This window comes from Demequina sp. NBRC 110054 (assembly GCF_002090115.1).
Taxonomy (GTDB): Bacteria; Actinomycetota; Actinomycetes; order Actinomycetales; family Demequinaceae; genus Demequina.
On record NZ_BBRK01000004.1, the window covers coordinates 1,594,417 to 1,612,452 of the forward strand.

General features: G+C 67.2%; 21 protein-coding genes. 15 read left to right on the forward strand and 6 right to left on the reverse strand.

The window, feature by feature from the left end; translation table 11 throughout:
* The first annotated feature begins 7 nt into the window (after positions 1 to 7).
* Positions 8 to 985, forward strand: coding sequence for a 4-hydroxy-3-methylbut-2-enyl diphosphate reductase (locus B7K23_RS07315; RefSeq protein ID WP_234996441.1), 978 nt, complete (start codon positions 8 to 10; stop codon positions 983 to 985).
* Here the strand turns inward: B7K23_RS07315 and rmuC are convergent.
* Positions 982 to 2,265, reverse strand: a complete 1,284-nt coding sequence (gene rmuC / locus B7K23_RS07320; protein WP_084125687.1) for a DNA recombination protein RmuC — start codon at positions 2,263 to 2,265, stop codon at positions 982 to 984. The two genes, B7K23_RS07315 and rmuC, sit on opposite strands and share 4 nt — an antisense overlap.
* A 277-nt stretch (positions 2,266 to 2,542) precedes the next feature.
* Between rmuC and B7K23_RS07325 the strand changes: the two genes are divergently transcribed.
* The 4 genes from B7K23_RS07325 (at position 2,543) to B7K23_RS07340 (ending at position 8,102) form a co-directional block, all read left to right on the forward strand.
* Positions 2,543 to 4,195 (forward strand): ABC transporter substrate-binding protein, encoded by a 1,653-nt coding sequence (locus B7K23_RS07325; protein WP_307175609.1) that lies wholly within the window; start codon positions 2,543 to 2,545, stop codon positions 4,193 to 4,195.
* 310 nt (positions 4,196 to 4,505) lie between these two features.
* A complete protein-coding gene (locus B7K23_RS07330) occupies positions 4,506 to 5,432 on the forward strand; it encodes an ABC transporter permease (RefSeq protein ID WP_084125688.1) in 927 nt (308 codons plus the stop codon).
* Entirely contained in the window at positions 5,425 to 6,360 is a 936-nt protein-coding gene (locus B7K23_RS07335) for an ABC transporter permease (RefSeq protein WP_084125689.1), read from the forward strand. The genes B7K23_RS07330 and B7K23_RS07335 overlap by 8 nt, the downstream gene beginning before the upstream one ends.
* Positions 6,357 to 8,102: an ABC transporter ATP-binding protein gene (locus B7K23_RS07340; RefSeq protein ID WP_084125690.1), complete on the forward strand. Its 1,746-nt coding sequence runs from the start codon at positions 6,357 to 6,359 to the stop codon at positions 8,100 to 8,102. The genes B7K23_RS07335 and B7K23_RS07340 overlap by 4 nt, the downstream gene beginning before the upstream one ends.
* A gap of 67 nt (positions 8,103 to 8,169) precedes the next feature.
* Here the strand turns inward: B7K23_RS07340 and B7K23_RS15710 are convergent, their stop codons facing one another.
* Positions 8,170 to 8,340 carry a hypothetical protein gene (locus B7K23_RS15710; protein WP_159451351.1) on the reverse strand — a complete coding sequence of 57 codons (171 nt, stop codon included), beginning with the start codon at positions 8,338 to 8,340 and terminating at the stop codon, positions 8,170 to 8,172.
* Between the two features lie 167 nt (positions 8,341 to 8,507).
* Between B7K23_RS15710 and ychF the strand changes: the two genes are divergently transcribed.
* The 3 genes from ychF to B7K23_RS07355 all read left to right on the forward strand — a co-directional run bounded on the left by ychF (position 8,508) and on the right by B7K23_RS07355 (position 11,102).
* The gene (ychF, locus tag B7K23_RS07345) at positions 8,508 to 9,593 is read left to right on the forward strand and encodes a redox-regulated ATPase YchF (protein WP_084125691.1); all 1,086 of its coding nucleotides are present in this window, start codon (positions 8,508 to 8,510) and stop codon (positions 9,591 to 9,593) included.
* Positions 9,594 to 9,805: 212 nt separating this feature from the next.
* Complete coding sequence (locus B7K23_RS15460) at positions 9,806 to 10,516, forward strand: hypothetical protein (protein WP_143338142.1); 711 nt, start codon at positions 9,806 to 9,808, stop codon at positions 10,514 to 10,516.
* 184 nt (positions 10,517 to 10,700) lie between these two features.
* Complete coding sequence (locus tag B7K23_RS07355) at positions 10,701 to 11,102, forward strand: hypothetical protein (RefSeq protein ID WP_084125693.1); 402 nt, start codon at positions 10,701 to 10,703, stop codon at positions 11,100 to 11,102.
* Position 11,103: 1 nt separating this feature from the next.
* Here the strand turns inward: B7K23_RS07355 and B7K23_RS07360 are convergent, their stop codons facing one another.
* Together B7K23_RS07360 and B7K23_RS07365 are read right to left on the reverse strand one after the other, a co-directional pair.
* The gene (locus B7K23_RS07360; RefSeq protein ID WP_084125694.1) at positions 11,104 to 11,331 is read right to left on the reverse strand and encodes a hypothetical protein; all 228 of its coding nucleotides are present in this window, start codon (positions 11,329 to 11,331) and stop codon (positions 11,104 to 11,106) included.
* Positions 11,332 to 11,460: 129 nt separating this feature from the next.
* Complete coding sequence (locus B7K23_RS07365; protein ID WP_084125695.1) at positions 11,461 to 12,063, reverse strand: hypothetical protein; 603 nt, start codon at positions 12,061 to 12,063, stop codon at positions 11,461 to 11,463.
* Positions 12,064 to 12,231: 168 nt separating this feature from the next.
* On the opposite strand from B7K23_RS07365, the gene B7K23_RS07370 reads away from it, so the two are divergent.
* The 5 genes from B7K23_RS07370 (at position 12,232) to B7K23_RS07390 (ending at position 15,410) form a co-directional block, all read left to right on the forward strand.
* On the forward strand, positions 12,232 to 12,825 hold the full coding sequence (locus tag B7K23_RS07370; RefSeq protein ID WP_084125696.1) for a hypothetical protein: 594 nt from the start codon (positions 12,232 to 12,234) through the stop codon (positions 12,823 to 12,825).
* Positions 12,818 to 13,273: a HEPN domain-containing protein gene (locus B7K23_RS07375; RefSeq protein ID WP_084125697.1), complete on the forward strand. Its 456-nt coding sequence runs from the start codon at positions 12,818 to 12,820 to the stop codon at positions 13,271 to 13,273. Before B7K23_RS07370 ends, B7K23_RS07375 begins: the two co-directional genes overlap by 8 nt.
* Before the next feature lie 160 nt (positions 13,274 to 13,433).
* On the forward strand, positions 13,434 to 13,967 hold the full coding sequence (locus tag B7K23_RS07380) for an RNA polymerase sigma factor (protein WP_084125698.1): 534 nt from the start codon (positions 13,434 to 13,436) through the stop codon (positions 13,965 to 13,967).
* The gene (locus tag B7K23_RS07385; RefSeq protein WP_143338143.1) at positions 13,964 to 14,938 is read left to right on the forward strand and encodes a hypothetical protein; all 975 of its coding nucleotides are present in this window, start codon (positions 13,964 to 13,966) and stop codon (positions 14,936 to 14,938) included. The genes B7K23_RS07380 and B7K23_RS07385 overlap by 4 nt, the downstream gene beginning before the upstream one ends.
* 70 nt (positions 14,939 to 15,008) lie before the next feature.
* The gene (locus B7K23_RS07390) at positions 15,009 to 15,410 is read left to right on the forward strand and encodes a pentapeptide repeat-containing protein (protein WP_304441560.1); all 402 of its coding nucleotides are present in this window, start codon (positions 15,009 to 15,011) and stop codon (positions 15,408 to 15,410) included.
* Between the two features lie 3 nt (positions 15,411 to 15,413).
* Here the strand turns inward: B7K23_RS07390 and B7K23_RS07395 are convergent, their stop codons facing one another.
* Complete coding sequence (locus tag B7K23_RS07395) at positions 15,414 to 16,121, reverse strand: hypothetical protein (RefSeq protein WP_084125701.1); 708 nt, start codon at positions 16,119 to 16,121, stop codon at positions 15,414 to 15,416.
* Positions 16,122 to 16,267: 146 nt separating this feature from the next.
* On the opposite strand from B7K23_RS07395, the gene B7K23_RS07400 reads away from it, so the two are divergent.
* Complete coding sequence (locus tag B7K23_RS07400; RefSeq protein WP_084125702.1) at positions 16,268 to 16,633, forward strand: RidA family protein; 366 nt, start codon at positions 16,268 to 16,270, stop codon at positions 16,631 to 16,633.
* Between the two features lie 12 nt (positions 16,634 to 16,645).
* Here B7K23_RS07400 and B7K23_RS07405 read toward each other — a convergent pair whose 3' ends face one another.
* Positions 16,646 to 17,563, reverse strand: a complete 918-nt coding sequence (locus B7K23_RS07405; protein ID WP_084125703.1) for a pseudouridine synthase — start codon at positions 17,561 to 17,563, stop codon at positions 16,646 to 16,648.
* A gap of 128 nt (positions 17,564 to 17,691) precedes the next feature.
* On the opposite strand from B7K23_RS07405, the gene B7K23_RS07410 reads away from it, so the two are divergent.
* The gene (locus B7K23_RS07410; RefSeq protein ID WP_084125704.1) at positions 17,692 to 18,021 is read left to right on the forward strand and encodes a TfoX/Sxy family protein; all 330 of its coding nucleotides are present in this window, start codon (positions 17,692 to 17,694) and stop codon (positions 18,019 to 18,021) included.
* Positions 18,022 to 18,036 lie beyond the last annotated feature (15 nt).

Consider the following 18,036-nt stretch of genomic DNA (forward strand, 5'->3'; position numbering starts at 1 on the left):
GAGGTACATGCCTGCAACACCTGCGAAGAAGGTCCTGCTCGCCGCGCCGCGCGGTTACTGCGCCGGCGTCGACCGGGCGGTGATCGCCGTCGAGAAGGCGCTCGAGCTGCACGGCTCCCCGATCTACGTCCGCAAGGAGATCGTCCACAACAAGTACGTCGTCGAGACGCTCACGGAGCGCGGCGCGATCTTCGTCGAGGACACCGACGAGGTGCCGGAGGGCGCCCACGTGGTCTTCTCGGCGCACGGAGTCTCTCCCGCCGTCCGCGAGGCGGCGACGCAGCGGAACCTGCTCACGATCGACGCCACGTGCCCGCTCGTGTCCAAGGTCCACAAGGAGGCGGTGCGCTTCGCCCGCGACGAGCAGACGATCCTGCTGATCGGCCACATCGGGCACGAGGAGGTCGAGGGCACCGCGGGTGAGGCCCCCGAGCACACCATCGTCGTGAACTCTCCCGAGGACGCCGACACGATCGAGGTGCCGGACCCGGACAACGTCGTGTGGCTCTCGCAGACGACGCTGTCGGTCGACGAGACGATGGAGACGGTGCGTCGCCTGCGCGAGCGCTTCCCGAACCTCCAGGACCCGCCGAGCGACGACATCTGCTACGCGACCCAGAACCGCCAGGTCGCGGTCAAGAAGATCGCCCCGAACGCCGACCTCGTGATCGTCGTCGGGTCCGCGAACTCCTCGAACTCGGTGCGCCTGGTCGAGGTCGCGCTCCAGGGCGGCGCGAAGTCCTCGTACCGCATCGACCGCGCGGCCGAGCTCGAGGACGCCTGGTTCGACGGTGTCGAGAGCGTGGGCGTCACGTCGGGTGCCTCGGTGCCGGAGATCCTCGTGCGCGACGTGCTCGATGCGCTCGCGGCCCGCGGCTACGAGACCGTCGAGGAGGTCCGGACGGCGACCGAGGACCTCATGTTCTCGCTCCCGCGTGAGATCCGCGCCGACCTCAAGGCCAAGGAGGCCGCGACCAGGGCCTAGGGCGAGTCCTCGGCCGCGACGACCGGGTCGAGCAGCTCCGGCGCGTTGATCGAGCGGATCGACGTCTCCACCTCGCGAGTCTCGAGACCCTTCTCGATCTGCTGGAGGGAGGCGAAGCGTCGTGCCGAGGGCAGCACCTGCCTCTCCATCGAGCCGACCGTCTTGTTGTAGGCGTCCCCGGCCTGGTCGATCGCCTTGCCGACGCGGGCGAGGTGTTCGCCCATGGTTCCCAGCCGCTTGTAGAGCTCCTGGCCCGTGTCGAGCACCTCCTGCGCGTTCCTCGCGAGCGCCTCGGCCTTCCAGGTGTGCGCGACCGTGCGCAGCATCGCCACGAGCACCGTCGGGGTCGCGATGACCACGCCGCTCTCGTAGGCGTCGGTGAGCAGTTGCGGGTCCTGCTCGGTCGCGACCTGCAGGAAGGACTCGGCGGGAAGGAACAGGACGGAGAAGTCGATGTCCGAGCCGAACTGCTCGCGATAGGCCTTCGAGCTCAGCTCCTTGACGCGCTGGCGCACGTTCCGCACGTGCCGCACAGCGTGCTCCTCGGCGTGGTCCGGGTCCGCATCGATGTCGAGCAGCGCGTCTAGCGGGGTCTTCGCGTCGACGACGATGCGGCGCCCGCCCGCGAGGGTCACGATCATGTCGGGACGCAGGCGGGTGCCCTCGCCCGTCGTCCCCGACTCCTGCTCCGTGAAGTCGACCCCATTCACGAGGCCCGCGACCTCGACGACCCTGCGCAGGTGGAGCTCTCCCCACCGGCCGCGCACCTCGGGCCTGCGCAGGGCGGAGCGCAGGCTCTCCGTCTGCTTGCCGAGCTGCTCGGACGCGTCGAGCATGTGCCTCACCTGCTGCGCGAGCAGCGCCTGCGACTCGGCGCGGGCCTTGTCGGCCTCCGAGGTCTGCCGCTTCACGTCGTCGAGCGCCTTGGCCATGGGCTCGACGAGCCCTCGGAAGGTCTGCTCGCGCTTCGCGAGCTCTGCGTCCGCAGCTGTGCGATCCCGCGCGAAGCGCTCCTGGGCCACACGCAGCAGCGCCTCCTGCGACTCCCGCAGCGACTGTGCCGAGAGCGCCTGGAACTCGCGCTGGAGGGTCTCGTGGTCGGTTCGCACCTGGGCGACGTAGGACTCGTGGGCCGTCCGCTGGTCCTCGAGTCGACGGTTCGCCGCCTCGAGCCCGGCGCGCGCGTGGCCCAGGTCGGAGGCGCCACGAGCGCGGGCGGCAAGGAACCCGACGAGCGTGCCGAGCAGGGCGCCGACGAGGATCAGCAGGGCTTCTGTCATGGGTTCACCCTCGCACGGGGGTCTGACACGACGCTGAAAAACTGACCAGCGCGTCGGAATCCGTCACGCAGGGCCATCCTGAGGAGGTATCCACCGATTTGCATTACATTTTGGGCACAATCTCTGGTCATCTGTCTCTCAGCAACAAGTTCGCAACATCGACACGCCTACCCTTTTTTCACCGTCTGGGTAGGCATGCCCGGCGAAACAGTGTCCGCACAAGGAACCGTGCGGGCCCCATCCAGGGTCCGGGAGACCGGACGCATAGGAGGAACCAGTGAACAAGAAGGCTCTCGGCAGCATCGCCACCCTTGGTGTGGCAATGCTCGCCCTGACTGCATGCTCGAACGGTGGTGACACCGAGACCTCGACGTCCGCCGAGGCTTCGGAGACCACCAGCGCCGCGGTCATCTCGACCAACGGCTCGGAGCCGCAGAACCCGCTCATCCCGGTCGCGACGAACGAGACCGGCGGTGGCAAGATCATCGACGCGATCTTCGCCGGCCTGGTCTACTACGACGGCGACGGCGCCACGCACAACGAGGTCGCCGAGTCCATCGAGACCGACGACAACCAGACCTTCACGGTCACCCTCGAAGAGGGCTGGGAGTTCACCGACGGCACCGAGGTGCTCGCCCACAACTTCGTGGACGCCTGGAACTGGGGCGCCGACCCGGCCAACGCCGCGACCGCGCTGAACAGCTACTTCTTCGAGCAGATCGAGGGCTTCGACGGCTACAACACCGACGAGGGCGCCTCCACCCCGGAGATGACCGGCCTCGAGGTCGTGGACGACTACACGTTCACCATCACGCTCGCGGCTCCGAACTCGGAGTTCCCGCTCGCGCTGGGCTACTCGGCCTTCTACCCGCTGCCCGACGTCTTCTTCGAGGACCCCGACGCCTTCGGCTCGGCCCCGGTCGGCAACGGCATCTACATGCTCGCGTCCGAGGACGACTGGCAGCACGACGTTCAGATCGAGCTGTCCGTGAACCCCTCGTACACGGGTGACCGCGTCGCGCAGAACGGTGGCCTCCTGATCACCTTCTACGCCTCGCAGGACGCGGCCTACGCTGACCTCCTCGCGGGCAACGTCGACGTGATCGACGGCATCCCGGACTCGGCGTTCGCGACCTTCGAGTCGGACCTGGGCGACCGTGCGGTCAACCAGCCCGCCGCGATCTTCCAGTCGTTCACCATCCCGGCGAGCGACGAGCGCTTCCAGGGCGAGGCCGGCCTCCTGCGCCGCCAGGCCCTCTCGATGTCGATCAACCGCGACGAGATCACGGACGTCCTCTACGAGGGCACCCGCACCCCCGCGTCGGACTTCACCTCGCCCGTCATCGACGGCTGGTCGGACTCCGTCGAGGGCTCTGAGGTCCTGGCGTACGACCCCGAGAAGGCCGCTGAGCTGTGGGCCGAGGCCGACGCCATCGAGCCGTGGACCGGCACCTTCGAGCTCGCCTACAACGCTGACGGTGGCCACCAGGCCTGGGTCGACGCTGTCGTGAACTCGATCAAGAACACGCTCGGCATCGACGCGGCGGGCCTGCCCTACGCGACGTTCGCGGAGTTCCGCACCGACATCACCGGCCGCACCATCACCGCGGCGTTCCGTACCGGCTGGCAGGCGGACTACCCGTCGCTCGAGAACTTCCTCGGCCCGCTGTACTACACGAACGCTGGCGCGAACGACGGCGACTACTCCTCGGAGGAGTTCGACGCTCTGGTCGACGAGGGCAAGCAGGCCTCGGACTCGGCCACCGCGATCGAGAAGTTCCAGGAGGCGCAGGTCATCCTGTTCCAGGACCTGCCCGCCATCCCGCTCTGGTACTCGAACGTGACCGGCGGCTACTCGGAGAACGTCGAGAACGTCGTCTTCGACTGGCACTCGGTCCCGCTGTTCTACCAGATCACCAAGGCCGCGTAAGCACCTAGGCGATCACCGCGGACGGGCCCGCTCCGCCTCCTGGCGGAGCGGGCCCCTCTGCGTGCGCGTCACGGATGCGCAGGGACGATGCGTCGCTCGACCTTGGCGCATCGGGCCCCACCTAGCAGGGAATTCAGGCCGCCGTACCCCGGCGGTGGCCGCCTCGCAGCAGCTCCCGTGGCGACGCTTCCTTTCGCGTCGCCGCAGCGCCTGCGAGTACGCTCGCTGACAGCGCGTGTCCAGCACGCGTCCGTTCACACTAGAATCGGCACCCTATGTTTTCACCGAACCATGCCCGAGGAGCGCGCAGATGACGCGATATGTGCTCAGGCGCCTCCTCCAGGCCATCCCAGTCTTCTTCGGAACGACGTTCCTGATCTACTTCATGGTCTTCTCGATGCCAGGAGACCCGGTCATCGCGCTCTTCGGAGACAGGACGCCGAACGAGGCCGTCCTGCAGGCCGTGCGCGAGCAGTACCACCTGGATCAGCCGTTCTTCATGCAGTACCTCCTGTACATCCAGGGGTTCCTGACGGGTGACATGGGTGTCACCTTCTCCGGCCAGTCCGTGAACGAGGTCTTCCTCCGCGCATTCCCCGTGACGTTGAAGCTCGTCACCATCGCGGTCGTCGCGGAGTTCGTGCTCTCGGTGGGCTTCGGACTGCTGTCGGGTCTGCGCAAGGGCAAGTTCGCCGACCACGCGTCGCTGGTCTTCGCGCTCGTGCTCAACTCGATCCCCCCGTTCGTCGCGCTCTTCGTCGCGCAGTACTTCGTGGGCATCAAATGGGGATTGGCTCCGGTGACGGTAGGTGCGAACGCGACCTGGGGTGCGCTGCTGCTTCCCGGAATCACCATCGCGCTGACCATCTACGTGGTCGGCATGCGACTCATGCGAGGCTCGGTCATCGAGGCGCGTGAGGGCGACTACGTGCGTACGGCCTACGCGAAGGGCTTGACGAGCAAGCGCGTGGTGCCGGTGCACGTGGCCCGCAACTCCCTCATCCCCGTGATCACGAACACGGCAGCGAGCTTCGGCGCGCTGATCGCCGGTACGACGGTCACCGAGGGAATCTTCAACATTCCCGGTATCGGCAAGGTGCTCTACGACGCGATCCTTCGCGGCGAGAACTCCACCGTGGTCTCGTTCGTGACCATCCTCACGGTGATGTACATCATCGTGAACATCCTGGTGGACCTGCTGTACGCCGTGCTCGACCCGAGGATCCGTTATGTCTGATCGCAACGCACACTACGTCGCCCCGATCGAGGAGACCGAGCCCGGCGCGGTCGATCAGGTCAAGCTGTCCAAGCGACGCTCGAACATGTGGATCGACGCGTGGCGCGACCTGCGCAAGCGTCCGCTCTTCTACGTGGCGCTCACGCTCTCGTTCATCGTGCTGCTGATGGCGCTCTTCCCGTCGTGGTTCACCAACGCGGACCCGGGCTTCGGCCAGCTGTCGGACAGCAACGCCGCCCCGACTGAGGGCCATCCGCTCGGCTTCACCCGCCAGGGCTACGACGTCTGGGCGCGAATCGTCTACGGCGCCCGCACGTCGCTCTCGGTCGGTCTGCTCGTCGTGGCCATCACCGCCGTGATCGGCATCCCGATGGGTGCGATCGCCGGGTACTACGGCGGTCGGGTCGACTCGATCCTGTCGCGCATCGGCGACGTGTTCTTCTCGATTCCTTACTTCCTCGCGGCTGTCGTCGTCATGTCGGTCATGTCGGCCTGGCGCAACCCGCTCACCATCTCGATCGCGATCGGTGGCTTCGCCTGGGCGTCTCTCGCCCGCATCGTGCGCGCCGAGGTGCTGAGGAACAAGAACCTCGAGTATGTGATGGCGTCCGAGGCTGTGGGACGCTCGCGGGGCTCGACGCTGCTCAGACACGTGCTGCCGAACTCGATGGGGCCCGTCATCGTGGCGCTCACCCTGTCGCTCGGAGGCGCGATCACCGCGGAGGCGACGCTCTCGCTGCTCGGAATCGGCCTCAACGGCTACTTCTCGTGGGGCAACGACATCGCCGAGGCACAGCAGACGCTGCGCACCAACCCGTCGGCACTGCTCTGGCCGTCGCTCGCGCTCACCTTGACCGTGCTCGCGTTCACCTTCCTCGGTGAGCTGATCCGCGACGCCCTGGACCCGAAGGCGAGGGCCCGACGATGACGGAGACCACTCCAGTGACAGACACCAACGGCGCCGCGCCGGTCGTCGGCGAGGACCAGCCGATCGTCTCGGTGCACGAGCTCGAGGTCGGGTTCCAGACCCAGAACGGCATCGTCAACGCGGTGCGTGGCGTGTCGTTCGACATCTACCCCGGTGAGACGGTCGCGATCGTCGGCGAGTCGGGCTCGGGCAAGTCCACGACGGCCACCGCGCTGATGAAGCTGCTGCCCGGCAACGGCGACATCACCGGCGGCAAGGTGCTCGTCGAGGGCACCGACATCGTCGACCACGACGAGAAGCAGATGGCCGCCATCCGTGGTGGCGTCATCGGTTACGTCCCGCAGGACCCGATGTCCAACCTCAACCCGGTGTGGTCGGTGGGCTTCCAGGTCCGCGAGGCGATCCGCGCCAACGGCGTCGCGACCGGCAAGAAGGAGATCGAGGCCCGCGCGGTCGAGGTCCTTCAGCAGGCCGGGCTCGCCGACGCCGAGCGTCGCATGAACCAGTTCCCGCACCAGTTCTCCGGCGGCATGCGCCAGCGCGTGCTGATCGGCATCGGACTGGGCGCGGACCCGAAGCTGCTGATCGCCGACGAGCCGACCTCGGCTCTCGACGTGACGGTGCAGAAGGTGATCCTCGACCACATCGAGTCGCTCACGCGGGACAAGGGCACCGCTGTCCTGCTCATCACGCACGACCTGGGCCTGGCCGCCGAGCGTGCCAGCAAGGTGATCGTGATGCACCAGGGTCGGATCGTCGAGTCGGGTCCCAGCCGGGATCTGCTCACGAACCCGCAGCACCCCTACACGCAGCGGCTCATCGCGGCGGCGCCCTCGCTGGCCTCGCGGCGCATCGAGTCGACCGCTCAGGCGGCGGATACAGGTGCGGAGAAGTTCGACGTGGCTGCGATGGCCGAGGCTCGTGCGGAGCACGTGGACGCCGACGCCGCACCGGTCATCTCGGTGAAGAACCTCACCAAGGAGTTCTCGATCCGCAAGGGCGGCTTCCGTTCGGAGTCGTTCCGCGCCGTCGACGAGATCAACTTCGACATCCCGAAGGGCACCACGCTCGCACTCGTGGGCGAGTCGGGCTCGGGCAAGTCGACGGCCGCGAAGATGATCCTCGGCCTGGAGACCCCCACGGCCGGTGACATCGTCGTGGGCGGCACGAACATGACCAACGTGTCGCGTTCGGACCTGTTCAAGCTGCGCTCGCGCATGCAGCCGGTGTTCCAGGACCCGTACTCGTCGCTCGACCCGCAGCGGTCGATCGGCGCGACGATCGCTGAGCCGATGAAGGTGCACAAGGTCGGCGACAAGGCCGCCCGTCGTGAGCGTGTCCGCGAGCTGCTCGACCAGGTGTCGCTCCCCGAGGAGCTCGCCAACCGCTATCCGAACGAGCTGTCGGTCGGCCAGCGTCAGCGCGTGGCTATCGCCCGTGCGCTCGCGCTCAAGCCTGATGTGGTCGTGCTCGACGAGGCGGTCTCCGCGCTCGACGTGCTCGTCCAGGCGCAGATCCTCCAGCTGCTGGCGGACCTGCAGGCCGAGCTCGGGCTGACCTACCTGTTCATCACGCACGACCTCGCGGTGGTGCGCGTCATCGCCGACCATGTCGCGGTGATGGAGCAGGGCAAGATCGTCGAGGCCGGCAGCACCGACGAGATCTTCGAGTCGGCCAAGGAGCCGTACACGCAGCGCCTGCTCGACGCGATCCCGGGCGCCGGGATCGAGTGGGGCAACTGACGCTCGACTGAGACGACGCGAGGGCGGGGCGGGTGCATACCGGTCCCGCCCTCGTCGCGTCTGGGGTTTACTCCTCGAAGGGCTCCAGGTTGTCGATGTCGGGGATCTCGACGCCGTCGGGCGGCGGCGGCAGCGGGGGAGCGCCCGCGATCGGAGGTGGGGCGGGAAGCAGCTTCTCCCGCTCCATCTCCTCCTTCGCGCGGCCCAGGCCGGGGGCGAAGATCTCCTCGAACGTCATGCCGTCAGGATAGATCGCAGGGCGTCTCCTGGGGAGGGGACGATGCTGGGGCGGGGAAGGGACGATGCGCCCCGCACCCGGGCGACTGACGCATCGTCCTGGCGATCGCATCGTCCCGGGACCCCCGCCACCCGGCGCTCGTGCTGGCGCCGGTAGACTTGTCGCCCGTGGCTCTTACTATCGGAATCGTCGGACTGCCCAACGTCGGCAAGTCCACCCTCTTCAACGCTCTGACCCGCGCCGAGGTGCTCGCGGCGAACTACCCGTTCGCGACGATCGAGCCCAACGTCGGCGTCGTCCCGCTCCCCGACTCGCGCCTCGGGAAGCTCGCCGAGATCTTCGGCTCCGAGCGCGAGCTGCCGGCGACCGTGTCGTTCGTGGACATCGCGGGCATCGTCAAGGGTGCCTCGGAGGGAGAGGGTCTGGGCAACGCGTTCCTCGCGAACATCCGCGAGGCGGACGCGATCTGCCAGGTGACGCGCGCGTTCGCCGACCCCGACGTCACCCGCGTCGAGGGCAGTGAGGACGCCGCCGGCGACCTCGAGACCATCTCGACCGAGCTGATCCTCGCCGACCTCCAGACTATTGAGAAGGTGATCCCCCGCCTCGAGAAGGAGGTGCGGGCCAAGAAGGCCTCGGCCGACTTCCTCGCCGCGGTTCAGGAGGCCAAGGAGATCCTCGAGGCAGGCCAGACGCTCTTCGCGGGCGGCCCCGTCGCGGGGCTCGACCTCGCGGAGCTCAAGGAGCTCAACCTCCTCACCACCAAGCCGTTCATCTACGTCTTCAACACCGACGATGCGGGCCTGCTCGACGAGGAGCAGAAGGCCGAGCTCGAGGCGCTCGTCGCGCCCGCCAAGGCGATCTTCATGGACGCGAAGTTCGAGTCGGAGCTCATCGAGCTCGACGACGATGAGGCGGCCGAGATGCTCGCCTCGACCGGCCAGACCGAGTCCGGCCTGGACCAGCTCGCGCACATCGGTTTCGACACGCTCGGGCTGCAGACGTACCTGACCGCCGGCCCCAAGGAAGCCCGCGCCTGGACCATCCGCAAGGGTTGGACCGCGCCGCAGGCCGCCGGCGTCATCCACACGGACTTCGAGAAGGGCTTCATTAAGGCGGAGGTCGTCTCGTACGAGCACCTCGTCGAGGCCGGCTCGATGGCCGAGGCGAAGGCCAAGGGCTGGGTCCGCATGGAGGGCAAGGATTACGTGATGGTCGACGGCGACGTGGTGGAGTTCAGATTTAACGTGTAGTCGCCGTCCAACATCTGGGCGCAGCGCCTAGCGTTTGACAAGTTCCTCGCGGACGCGGTGTGTGCGGTCGCTGTGCTCGTGGATGCAGATCGTCGCAGATGTCGCATGGATATGCTTCCACGCGTGAACGCGAAGAGGGTGCTCCTGCTGGGGTGGACCTGCCCGTGGATCGTGACGGTTTTCTTCAGCCCTGGGAGAAGGAGCCTCCGAACGTGACCGAAATCGACTCGGCAAGCGTGTTCTCCGGCATGGGTGATGACTCAGTGCCTATGACTCGAACGTGGATCTCCCGTCGTCCGAGCCGTCTTCGCGGGCCGGCCCGTTCGCTGTCGACCTGGCGATTGCGCAGCGCACTGCGACGCGCTCCGAACGGGAGCCCGGATCAGGTCGTGGTGGTCGACGTGCGCTTCGTCCTCGGCGGCGACGGTCCAGCGATGGTCACGCGTGAATGTCTTCGGGCGATAGCAGAACGAGCTACGGCCCTGGAGGTCGTGTTCCCGTGGCTAGGAACCGAAGCCACTTTCGGATTCATGTCGGACGCCCATAAGCAAGGTGTGGCGATCTCGGCGTTTCCGGAAGCTTCGATTCACATTGCGAGTTGGACTCCGAGAGGTGTGCTGGCAGAACGGGTCCTCTTCCCTCAGCGGATGAGGGAGGAGGACAGAGCCAACGACGATTTAGCCGACGATTGGCGGGTCGAACTGGACGATGCGGCGCTGGCGGAACTGCTTGGGAAAAGCGATGAGGCTAAGGACGTCGTGCGGCTGGAGATCTCGGCCGCAGTCGACGAGGGATTCACCAGTCTGGCGGTTCTGAGCGATGAACTCGTTGAGCTGGCGGATCGCGGTATCGAATTGGTTGTCACGCTCCGGCCCTCAATGGAGACGTATTCTCGATTCATCGACGCGATCGCCACAGCTTGAGTCGAATCGGCCCGGGCGGGGACAGGTGGCAGGAGAGCACAGCGCCAGACGTTTTTCGGCTACGGAATGCGGTCGAATTTAGATTTAATGTGTAGTCGCCGTCCAACATCTCGCGTCAGATCCACCGGTAAACGAGCCGGGTGGAATCTGGCACGTGTCCCGGCGTTGCTGCCAGGATGAGCAGATGTCATCGCAGGACTCAGAGACGGCTTTCATGGCAGCCTGTGCCGCGTTGATGGCGGGAGCCACGCCCAGCGCCGGCGACGACCTGCTCGGCATGTCAATGGACTTCGACGTCTACTTGTTCGAGTCCGAGGTGCTCAGCGATGTCCTCGTGGCGTCAACTGGAGACCCGGAGAATTTGCTCGATGTGACAGCGATCGCCCGGCCCGGCGTGAGCGATGACCAGGTCGAAGCGGAGTTAGTACGCGCCTGGATGGACGATCTCCGTTATGGCTTCGCTGAGGCCCACGTCGTCACGCGGGAACCGGTGGGTGTCAGGATGCGAGCCATCACGAAGATCGCGCCACACGGTTTCTACGTCACGGCTACAGTGACTGTGTCCCGCTCACCGAGCCCGCGCTGACTCACTTGCCTACGGAGGGCAGAGGCTCTCCCGAGAGGGTCTCCGAGACGCACTTCAGCCAGTCGGACCACGATGCTGGGTCATTCGTTCGCGCATAGTCCGCGGACGGCTCCATGGCGATGAGCATCAGCTCCAGCGACTCCGAGTCCTGCTCCCTGCCGAAGTATTGGGCGACGAACCGAAACGCCGCTTCGTAGGCCTGTTCGGTCGAGAGAGTCTGCGAATCCATGCGACCAAGGTACAGAGGTCATTGCTTCTTGCCCGGACGAACATCGATCTGGACACCCAGACGTTATTCGGCTGCGGAATGCGGTTGAGTTCAGATTTAACGTGTAGTTGAGGGCCGACCGACGATGCGCTAGTCGGGCGGTTCGCCGAGCACTCCGCGTGCTTGGTCCCTTACGACCTCGTCCGGGTCGTCGCGAAGCAGCTCCGCAACCTCGCGCGTGTTCCTCGTGAAGATCAGCCACCAGCGCACAAGCGCGGAGCGGTCTGACGCGAGGGTTATGACTAGGTCCTCCGGTAGCGCGTGGCGACAGGCCACGCAGGCGCGGACTTCGGCGCGTCGGTCTGCTGCCAGTTTGCGCACCAGGTCCTCAGGTACGTCTTCGTTGTTCCCGGCCAAAGATGCTCGGACTTTGAGGTCGGGGTCCGAGGCGAGGCGTTCCTGTGTTGTCCGGTCGTGCGCAATACAGCCAAGTTGCTCGCGTCCGTCCCTCTTCGGGTGCTCGAACACGGCCTCAAGAACGGTCGACGAGAGTGCGTCGCCTAGCTGGCCGACTGCGGCAGCAAGATCCTTGTCGCCCGTCGCGAGCGCCGCTAGTCGCACGGCGTCGCTCGCTCCGCGATTCTGAGCCGCGTTCCAGCGCACCTGCCAACTGCGGTGGGACAGAAGACGGATCAGCGCATCGTCCGGGGTGTCGGGTGCTGCCGCGAGCGCTTCGTCTTCGGCCAGGGTCATGGCCAGACTCTAGTGCGGTCTTCGTCCCAAGGAGCAATGATGCTGACGACGCGACTCGCACCGTGGACACCCATACGTTATTCGGCTACGGAATGCGGTGGAGTTCCGCTTCAACGTCTAGCGCCCACCCTTGACCCTTCTCTTAACGAGAAGATATAGTCACGTTTTGTGAAGACTCTTCCGTCGGTACTCACGCCTTTCGTGAGGTCGGACGTCTCCGGTGCGTTGCTCGCGGAGACTCTCGGTCGTGCCGAGGAGGAGTTCTCGCTCGCCGATCTTGGCCGTCTGACGGGCGCTGGGCCGGGCGTGGTGCACAAGGAGATCGGCCGCCTCGTCGAGGCCGGCGTGCTTCGCGACCGCGCCGTCGGGCGCAACCGGATGGTTCGCGCGAACGCAGAGCATCCGCTCTTCTCGCTCATGCGAGACCTGATCGCGGCGACCTACGGGCCGGTGCCGGTGCTGCGCGAGCTCCTCTCTGAGATCGACGGTGTCGAGGCTGCGTTCATCTACGGCTCGTGGGCGGCGCGACGTGGCGGAGAGGCAGGGGAGTTCCCGCGCGACATCGATGTTCTGGTTGTCGGTACGGCGTCGCGGAGGGCTCTCGCCGATGTGGCCTCTACGGCCTCCGCCCGGATCGGTGTGGACGTCAACGTCTCTCGTGTCGCGCGCGAGGAGTGGGAGGCGGCTGAGCCGACGCCCTTCCTCGCAACGGTGAAGGGCCGCCCCATGGTCGATCTGCTGAGGGACGGTGCGCATGGCTGAGCTCCCCGAGGAGATTGTGCGGATGCTCGCCTCCAGGCGGCTCGAACGAGTCGCAGTGAATCGCGACCACGCACGGGCGGTGATCGTCACGGCTCAGCGCCACCTCGTCACGGCGGAGGCCTTGGTCGGAACCGACGACGTGGCCATGGCGTTCACCGCTGCGTATGACGGGACCCGCAAAGCGCTGGTGGCGGTACTGGCCGTCTACGGACTGCGCGTGCGACCAGTGGGAGGCGCGCACCGCAACACGGGCCTGGCCGCGGGCGCGCTGATGCCGGACGCGGCGAACGAGATCGCCGAGTTCGACTGGATGCGCCAGATCCGCAACAGCACTGAGTATCCGGAGGATGCCCGCCCGGAGGCGACCCGCGACGACGTTCGGGAAGCGATTGCGGCAGGCGGAAGGATCGTCGGAGCCTGTGCGCTCGTGGTCCAGGCACAGGGGTGATTCCGCGCGGAACGCGGTCGAGTTCAGATTCAGAATCTCGTGGCCGTCTCACCTCTGGTGAGGCCATCCCGTGGCAACCCGGTTCATGTCCGCTCGTGGATGGACGTCCCCAACCGATTGAGGAAGGTGTTCGTTCTACCCTTCGATCGGGGGTCGAGTGATGAAGGACAGGGAAGTCGTCGAGGCGCTGTACGCGCAGTCGATGCGGCGCTTGAGCGCATACGCGTTCGCACTCGTCGGCTCGTACAGCGCGGCTGAGGAGCTCGTCCAGGATGCGATCGTCAGGACCTTCTCGAAGCGGCGACGGTGGCAAGACCTCGCTGCGGCCGAGTCTTACGTGCGGGCCGCGATCCGGAACACCCATATCGACGCGGTGCGTCGCGACGCCCGATGGACGGCACGCCTCCCGAAGCTCATTCGCACGGAGGAGGCTCCCGGTCCAGAAGCCGCAGTTGAGGGCGACGAAGCGGTCGCCGTCGCGCTCGCGGCGCTGCCGCCGCGAGTCCGTACCGCGATCGTCCTGCGATACCTGGACGACATGACGGTTGCCGGTGTCGCGTCTGCGATGTCGGCCTCCGAGGGCACGGTCAAGCGGTATCTGTCGGACGGCCGCGCGCTGCTCTCCCAGCACTTCGAGCTGACCGACGAAGACGAGCAGACAGAGACCGTGAGGGTGAAGGAGGCGCGGCGATGAGCGATCTGGGAGATGTTCTTCACGACGGTGCCGACCGGGTCGGTGGTCGGATCGCAGCGCGTGGCGACAAGTCAGCACGCGCGGCAGCCGCGTGGCGGCGGATCACGGCCCGTCGACGGCGTCGGGCTGCCTGGTACGCGGCGGGCTCGGTGAGCGCTTTTGCGGTCGTGGCGGTCGTGGCCAGCGGCCTCGGAGGCAGGGCTTTCGACGCCGCTCCCGTTCAGCCGGCAGGCTCGGCGGGTGCATGCGTTCGGGGCGAGTCGAGCGTCGATGCCGCCGCGCGGGCCTTCTTCGAGGCGGTGCAGGCCGGTGATGTCGACGCGGTGACGTCAGAGCTTGTGGTGGGCAGGGAAGCCGATGATGCCTCGGTGACCGAGTTGCAGGAGGTCATCGGCGACGCATCCGTTGATGGGTTCACTCTCTCCACCAGCCAGCCGGGAGGCGTGACGCGATACGTTCTTGACGTCTCGACTTCGGATGGCGCCGACCTTGGTCAGTATGAGATCGGCGAGATGGTCGACCAGGATCCCGGTTGCTTCGGTGTCGTGTGGGGAGAGTCTCTGGAGGTCGACCCGTCGGCGTCGATGACACCGTCGGCGAGCACCTTCCGTGGCGAGGTCGCGACGATGGTGTTCCCCGAAGACGCGCCGACCGCGGGCGTTGGCATCGCGGGAGATCTGGAGTTCGCTGACGGCTGCGTGTACATCGATTTGGTCGGCTCGGCGACCGCGGAGGAGAACGGCGTCGAGGTCGGCGTCGACGAGCCTCTGATCCTCATGTTGCCCGAAGACAGCTTCAGCTACGACGGCAGCACATTGACGTTCTCGCGTTTCTCCAGGTCCGAGACCTTCGAGGACGGCGACCGTCTGGTGGCCGGTGGGACGGTGCGGGTGCTGGCGAACGTCAGTGTCGAGCATTCGGTGCCCGCGGGGTGCACGGGCGACGGCGTGCTGCTTCTCACCGGCTGGTAAGTGGGAAGATCGCGGCGCATCCCGCCCGGCGGGCCCTCAAAACCCAGAGGGCACTGGATACGCTACCGGCGTGAATGCTGAGAGGCCGCGCGTGGTCGGGGATCGCGAGACGCTCGCGAGCGCTCGCCCGGGTGCGAGACTGGAGAGCATCGACTTCTCCGGCGCCGACCTGACATCTGTCGGGCGGCAGGGACTCATGTGGATCGACCGGTGCAGCTTCGCTCGAGCGGATCTTCGTCAGGCCACGCTCGGCGGGTGGTACTTCAGGTTCTGTGATCTCACCGGCGCCAACCTCCGCGGAGCCTCGCTGCGTGATGCGCATTTCTCCGCCTGCGATCTGACAGGCGCCGACCTGCGCGGCGCGGATCTGGCCGGCGCGACATTCGGAAGCGTCGGCGTCGGCAAGGGTGCCAAGGAGACGCGCCTCGACGGCGTCCTCGTCGACCCGGGGGTCGACCTGTCCGAGGTCTAGCCCCTATCCAGCCGTCGCGCCCTGGACGACGCTGTAACTGAGCACGTGCGAGTGCGTCGTCTGCACGGTGCTGTCGTGCACGGCCTTGCCGCTCCACGTCATGACACCGACGTAGTGCTCGCGCAGGTCGTCGACGTCGAACGTCGTCCGCCAGGTCGTCGTCGCGTCCTCGAAGTCGGCCATGATGTCCTCGCCGGTCACTGCCGAGGTGGCGGGATAGAGGTAGCCGACGAGCTCGTCGCCGCTGTAGAGGGCCGACACCGCGCCGGGGTACACGTCCAGGATGACGTAGATGGTGGTGTTCGGGATCGCCGTCGCATCGCCACCGTCCGCGGTCGAGGACCAGCCCCAGTCGGTGAGCGAGATCCTGATGTCGGTCTCGGAGGCCATCTCGAGCGTGTAGGCGAGCTCCGCCGTCGCGGTCTCGTCCTTGTCGGAGCGCGCGACCCGGTACTCCTCGATCGTGAACGGCAGGTCCTCGGCCCAGCCGGCCGTGTCTTCGACGGTCGGCTCGGACGACGGCTCCCCGTCGGCGTCGGGCGCGGAAGAGGCGGTCGCGCGAGCGGACGCGGATGCGGACACGGTCCCGGAGGCTGACGGGGACGTCGCCGAGGGCGACGCGGACGGGTCCGTGCCGTCTGTGCAGCCGGTGAGGACCGCGACCGCCACGACAGTGGCGAGCCCAGCGGAGACGATGGTGCGGTGCGTCATGGTTCCCCCTCCAACGACGGGACACGCGACCCCCTGGCATGCAGTGTCCGTCACGAAGTCTAGCGGTGCCGTCGCGGCGGCCACGAGGCCCTCATGCAGCTGCACGGAGTGTCGGCAATCGGCGGGCGGTCCGCCACAATGGGCCCATGACTGAGCGGAAGCTGATCACCTCAGGCGGGCCCTGGGAGGAGCGCGTCGCCTACTCGCGCGCAGTCGTCCATGGCGACTGGGCGTTCGTGTCGGGCACCACGAGCGCCGTGAGCCACGACGTAGCCGAGCAGGCCGACGCCGCGCTCGCGACCATCGCGGAGGCGCTCGCCGAGGGCGGCTTCGCGATGAGCGATGTGGTCCGCGTGCGCTACCTGCTCCCGAATGTCGAGGACTTCGAGTCGTGCTGGCCGGTGCTGCGCAAGTGGCTCGGCGACGTGCGTCCGGCCGCGACGATGCAGCAATGCGGGCTGATCGATCCTGCGCTCAAGATCGAGATCGAGGCGACGGCCTTCCGAGGTTGAGTCGACCGCCGTTCAGGGAGACGGCCACGCGAGCTCGCGCTCGCTGACGTACTCCCGCTCCGTCCCGTCGAGCGGGTCGGTGAACGCGAGTCGCCGCGCGACGAGCCGCAGCGGGTCGGAGAAGTCGGCCGGATCGTCGGGCAGCACGTGCGGGTACAGCGGGTCGCCCACGAGCGGCAGCCCCGCGTCCGACATCTGCAGGCGCAGCTGGTGCGTCTTGCCGGTCACCGGCGTGAGTCGGTACCGCGCGAACGCGCCGCGCACCTCGAGCACCTCGACGAGCGTCTCGGCATTGGGTTCGCCGGGGATGAGCCGCGCCTGAAGGTCGCCGCGCGTCTTCTCGATCCGGCCGACGAGGCGCAGCGGGAACTCGACGGTGGCGTCGTACCGCCCGATCGCCTCGTACGTCTTGTCCATCCTGCGCGACTGGAACACCTTCGCGTACGCGCCCCGCACGTCGCGCCGTGTCGTGAGCACGAGCACGCCGGCGGTCAGGCGATCCAGACGATGCGCGGGCGCCAGATCGGGCAGGTCCAGTTCCACGCGCAGTCGGATCAGTGCCGTCTGGCGCACGTGCATCCCCCGCGGGGTGGTGGCGAGGAAGTGCGGCTTGTCGACCACGAGCAGGCTGTCGGTGCGATCGAGCAGCGGGATGGGGGACGGGACCGGCACCTCGGGCGCGAGTTCGCGGTGGAACCAGACGAAGGTGCGCGGGCGGTAGCCCTCGTCCCCGCTCCAGGGGCGCCCCGCATCGTCCACGAACGCGCCCTCGGCCAGCCTGCGCTCGACCTCCGCGACGGCCGGGAGCCGGTCGAGGAGGAACTCCCGCATCGTCCCGAACTGGAGCGAGCCGTCGGGGAGGGGGTCGGGCGTGCGGACCCACGCGGCATCGAGGCCGTGGCGCTGCGGGAGCGGGGAGCGGGGAGGCATCAGGACGATGCTCGGGCCGGGTCGGAGTGCACGAGAGGAATCGTACGGACGTGGCCGGGTGGAGCGCTCCTCGGCCCGCACCCAGTCCCGCCGGGCGCCATGTCCGACCCGCGACCTATCGTGAGCCCATGGCCACGTCGCGACAGACCATCGACCACCTTCTGGAACAGCTCGCGCCGCTCGACGTGCGGGCCCGTGCGATGTTTGGCGAGTACGGCCTGTACTGCGACGACAGGTTTGTCGGGCTCGTGTGCGACGACACCGTGTATCTCAAGCCGACGCCCGTGACCGAGGGCTTCGCGCAGGGCGAGCCGTACCCGAGCGCGAAGCCGCATCCGATCGTCGACGCCGACGCGCTCGAGGATCCCGACAGGCTCAGGGAGCTCTTCGCCGCGACCGCGGAGGCGCTGCCGGCACCCAAGCCGAAGAGGCCGAGGAGTCGAAGGTCGGCTTCGTAAACCTCAATTCACATT

Coding starts and splice junctions, on each gene's coding strand:
- B7K23_RS07315 (WP_234996441.1), top strand. CDS start 8: ATGCCTGCAACACCTGCGAAGAAGGTCCTGCTCGCCGCGCCGCGCGGT.
- rmuC (WP_084125687.1), bottom strand. CDS start 2,265: ATGACAGAAGCCCTGCTGATCCTCGTCGGCGCCCTGCTCGGCACGCTC.
- B7K23_RS07330 (WP_084125688.1), top strand. CDS start 4,506: ATGACGCGATATGTGCTCAGGCGCCTCCTCCAGGCCATCCCAGTCTTC.
- B7K23_RS07335 (WP_084125689.1), top strand. CDS start 5,425: ATGTCTGATCGCAACGCACACTACGTCGCCCCGATCGAGGAGACCGAG.
- B7K23_RS07340 (WP_084125690.1), top strand. CDS start 6,357: ATGACGGAGACCACTCCAGTGACAGACACCAACGGCGCCGCGCCGGTC.
- B7K23_RS15710 (WP_159451351.1), bottom strand. CDS start 8,340: ATGACGTTCGAGGAGATCTTCGCCCCCGGCCTGGGCCGCGCGAAGGAG.
- B7K23_RS07355 (WP_084125693.1), top strand. CDS start 10,701: ATGTCATCGCAGGACTCAGAGACGGCTTTCATGGCAGCCTGTGCCGCG.
- B7K23_RS07360 (WP_084125694.1), bottom strand. CDS start 11,331: ATGGATTCGCAGACTCTCTCGACCGAACAGGCCTACGAAGCGGCGTTT.
- B7K23_RS07365 (WP_084125695.1), bottom strand. CDS start 12,063: ATGACCCTGGCCGAAGACGAAGCGCTCGCGGCAGCACCCGACACCCCG.
- B7K23_RS07375 (WP_084125697.1), top strand. CDS start 12,818: ATGGCTGAGCTCCCCGAGGAGATTGTGCGGATGCTCGCCTCCAGGCGG.
- B7K23_RS07380 (WP_084125698.1), top strand. CDS start 13,434: ATGAAGGACAGGGAAGTCGTCGAGGCGCTGTACGCGCAGTCGATGCGG.
- B7K23_RS07385 (WP_143338143.1), top strand. CDS start 13,964: ATGAGCGATCTGGGAGATGTTCTTCACGACGGTGCCGACCGGGTCGGT.
- B7K23_RS07395 (WP_084125701.1), bottom strand. CDS start 16,121: ATGACGCACCGCACCATCGTCTCCGCTGGGCTCGCCACTGTCGTGGCG.
- B7K23_RS07400 (WP_084125702.1), top strand. CDS start 16,268: ATGACTGAGCGGAAGCTGATCACCTCAGGCGGGCCCTGGGAGGAGCGC.
- B7K23_RS07405 (WP_084125703.1), bottom strand. CDS start 17,563: ATGCCTCCCCGCTCCCCGCTCCCGCAGCGCCACGGCCTCGATGCCGCG.
- B7K23_RS07410 (WP_084125704.1), top strand. CDS start 17,692: ATGGCCACGTCGCGACAGACCATCGACCACCTTCTGGAACAGCTCGCG.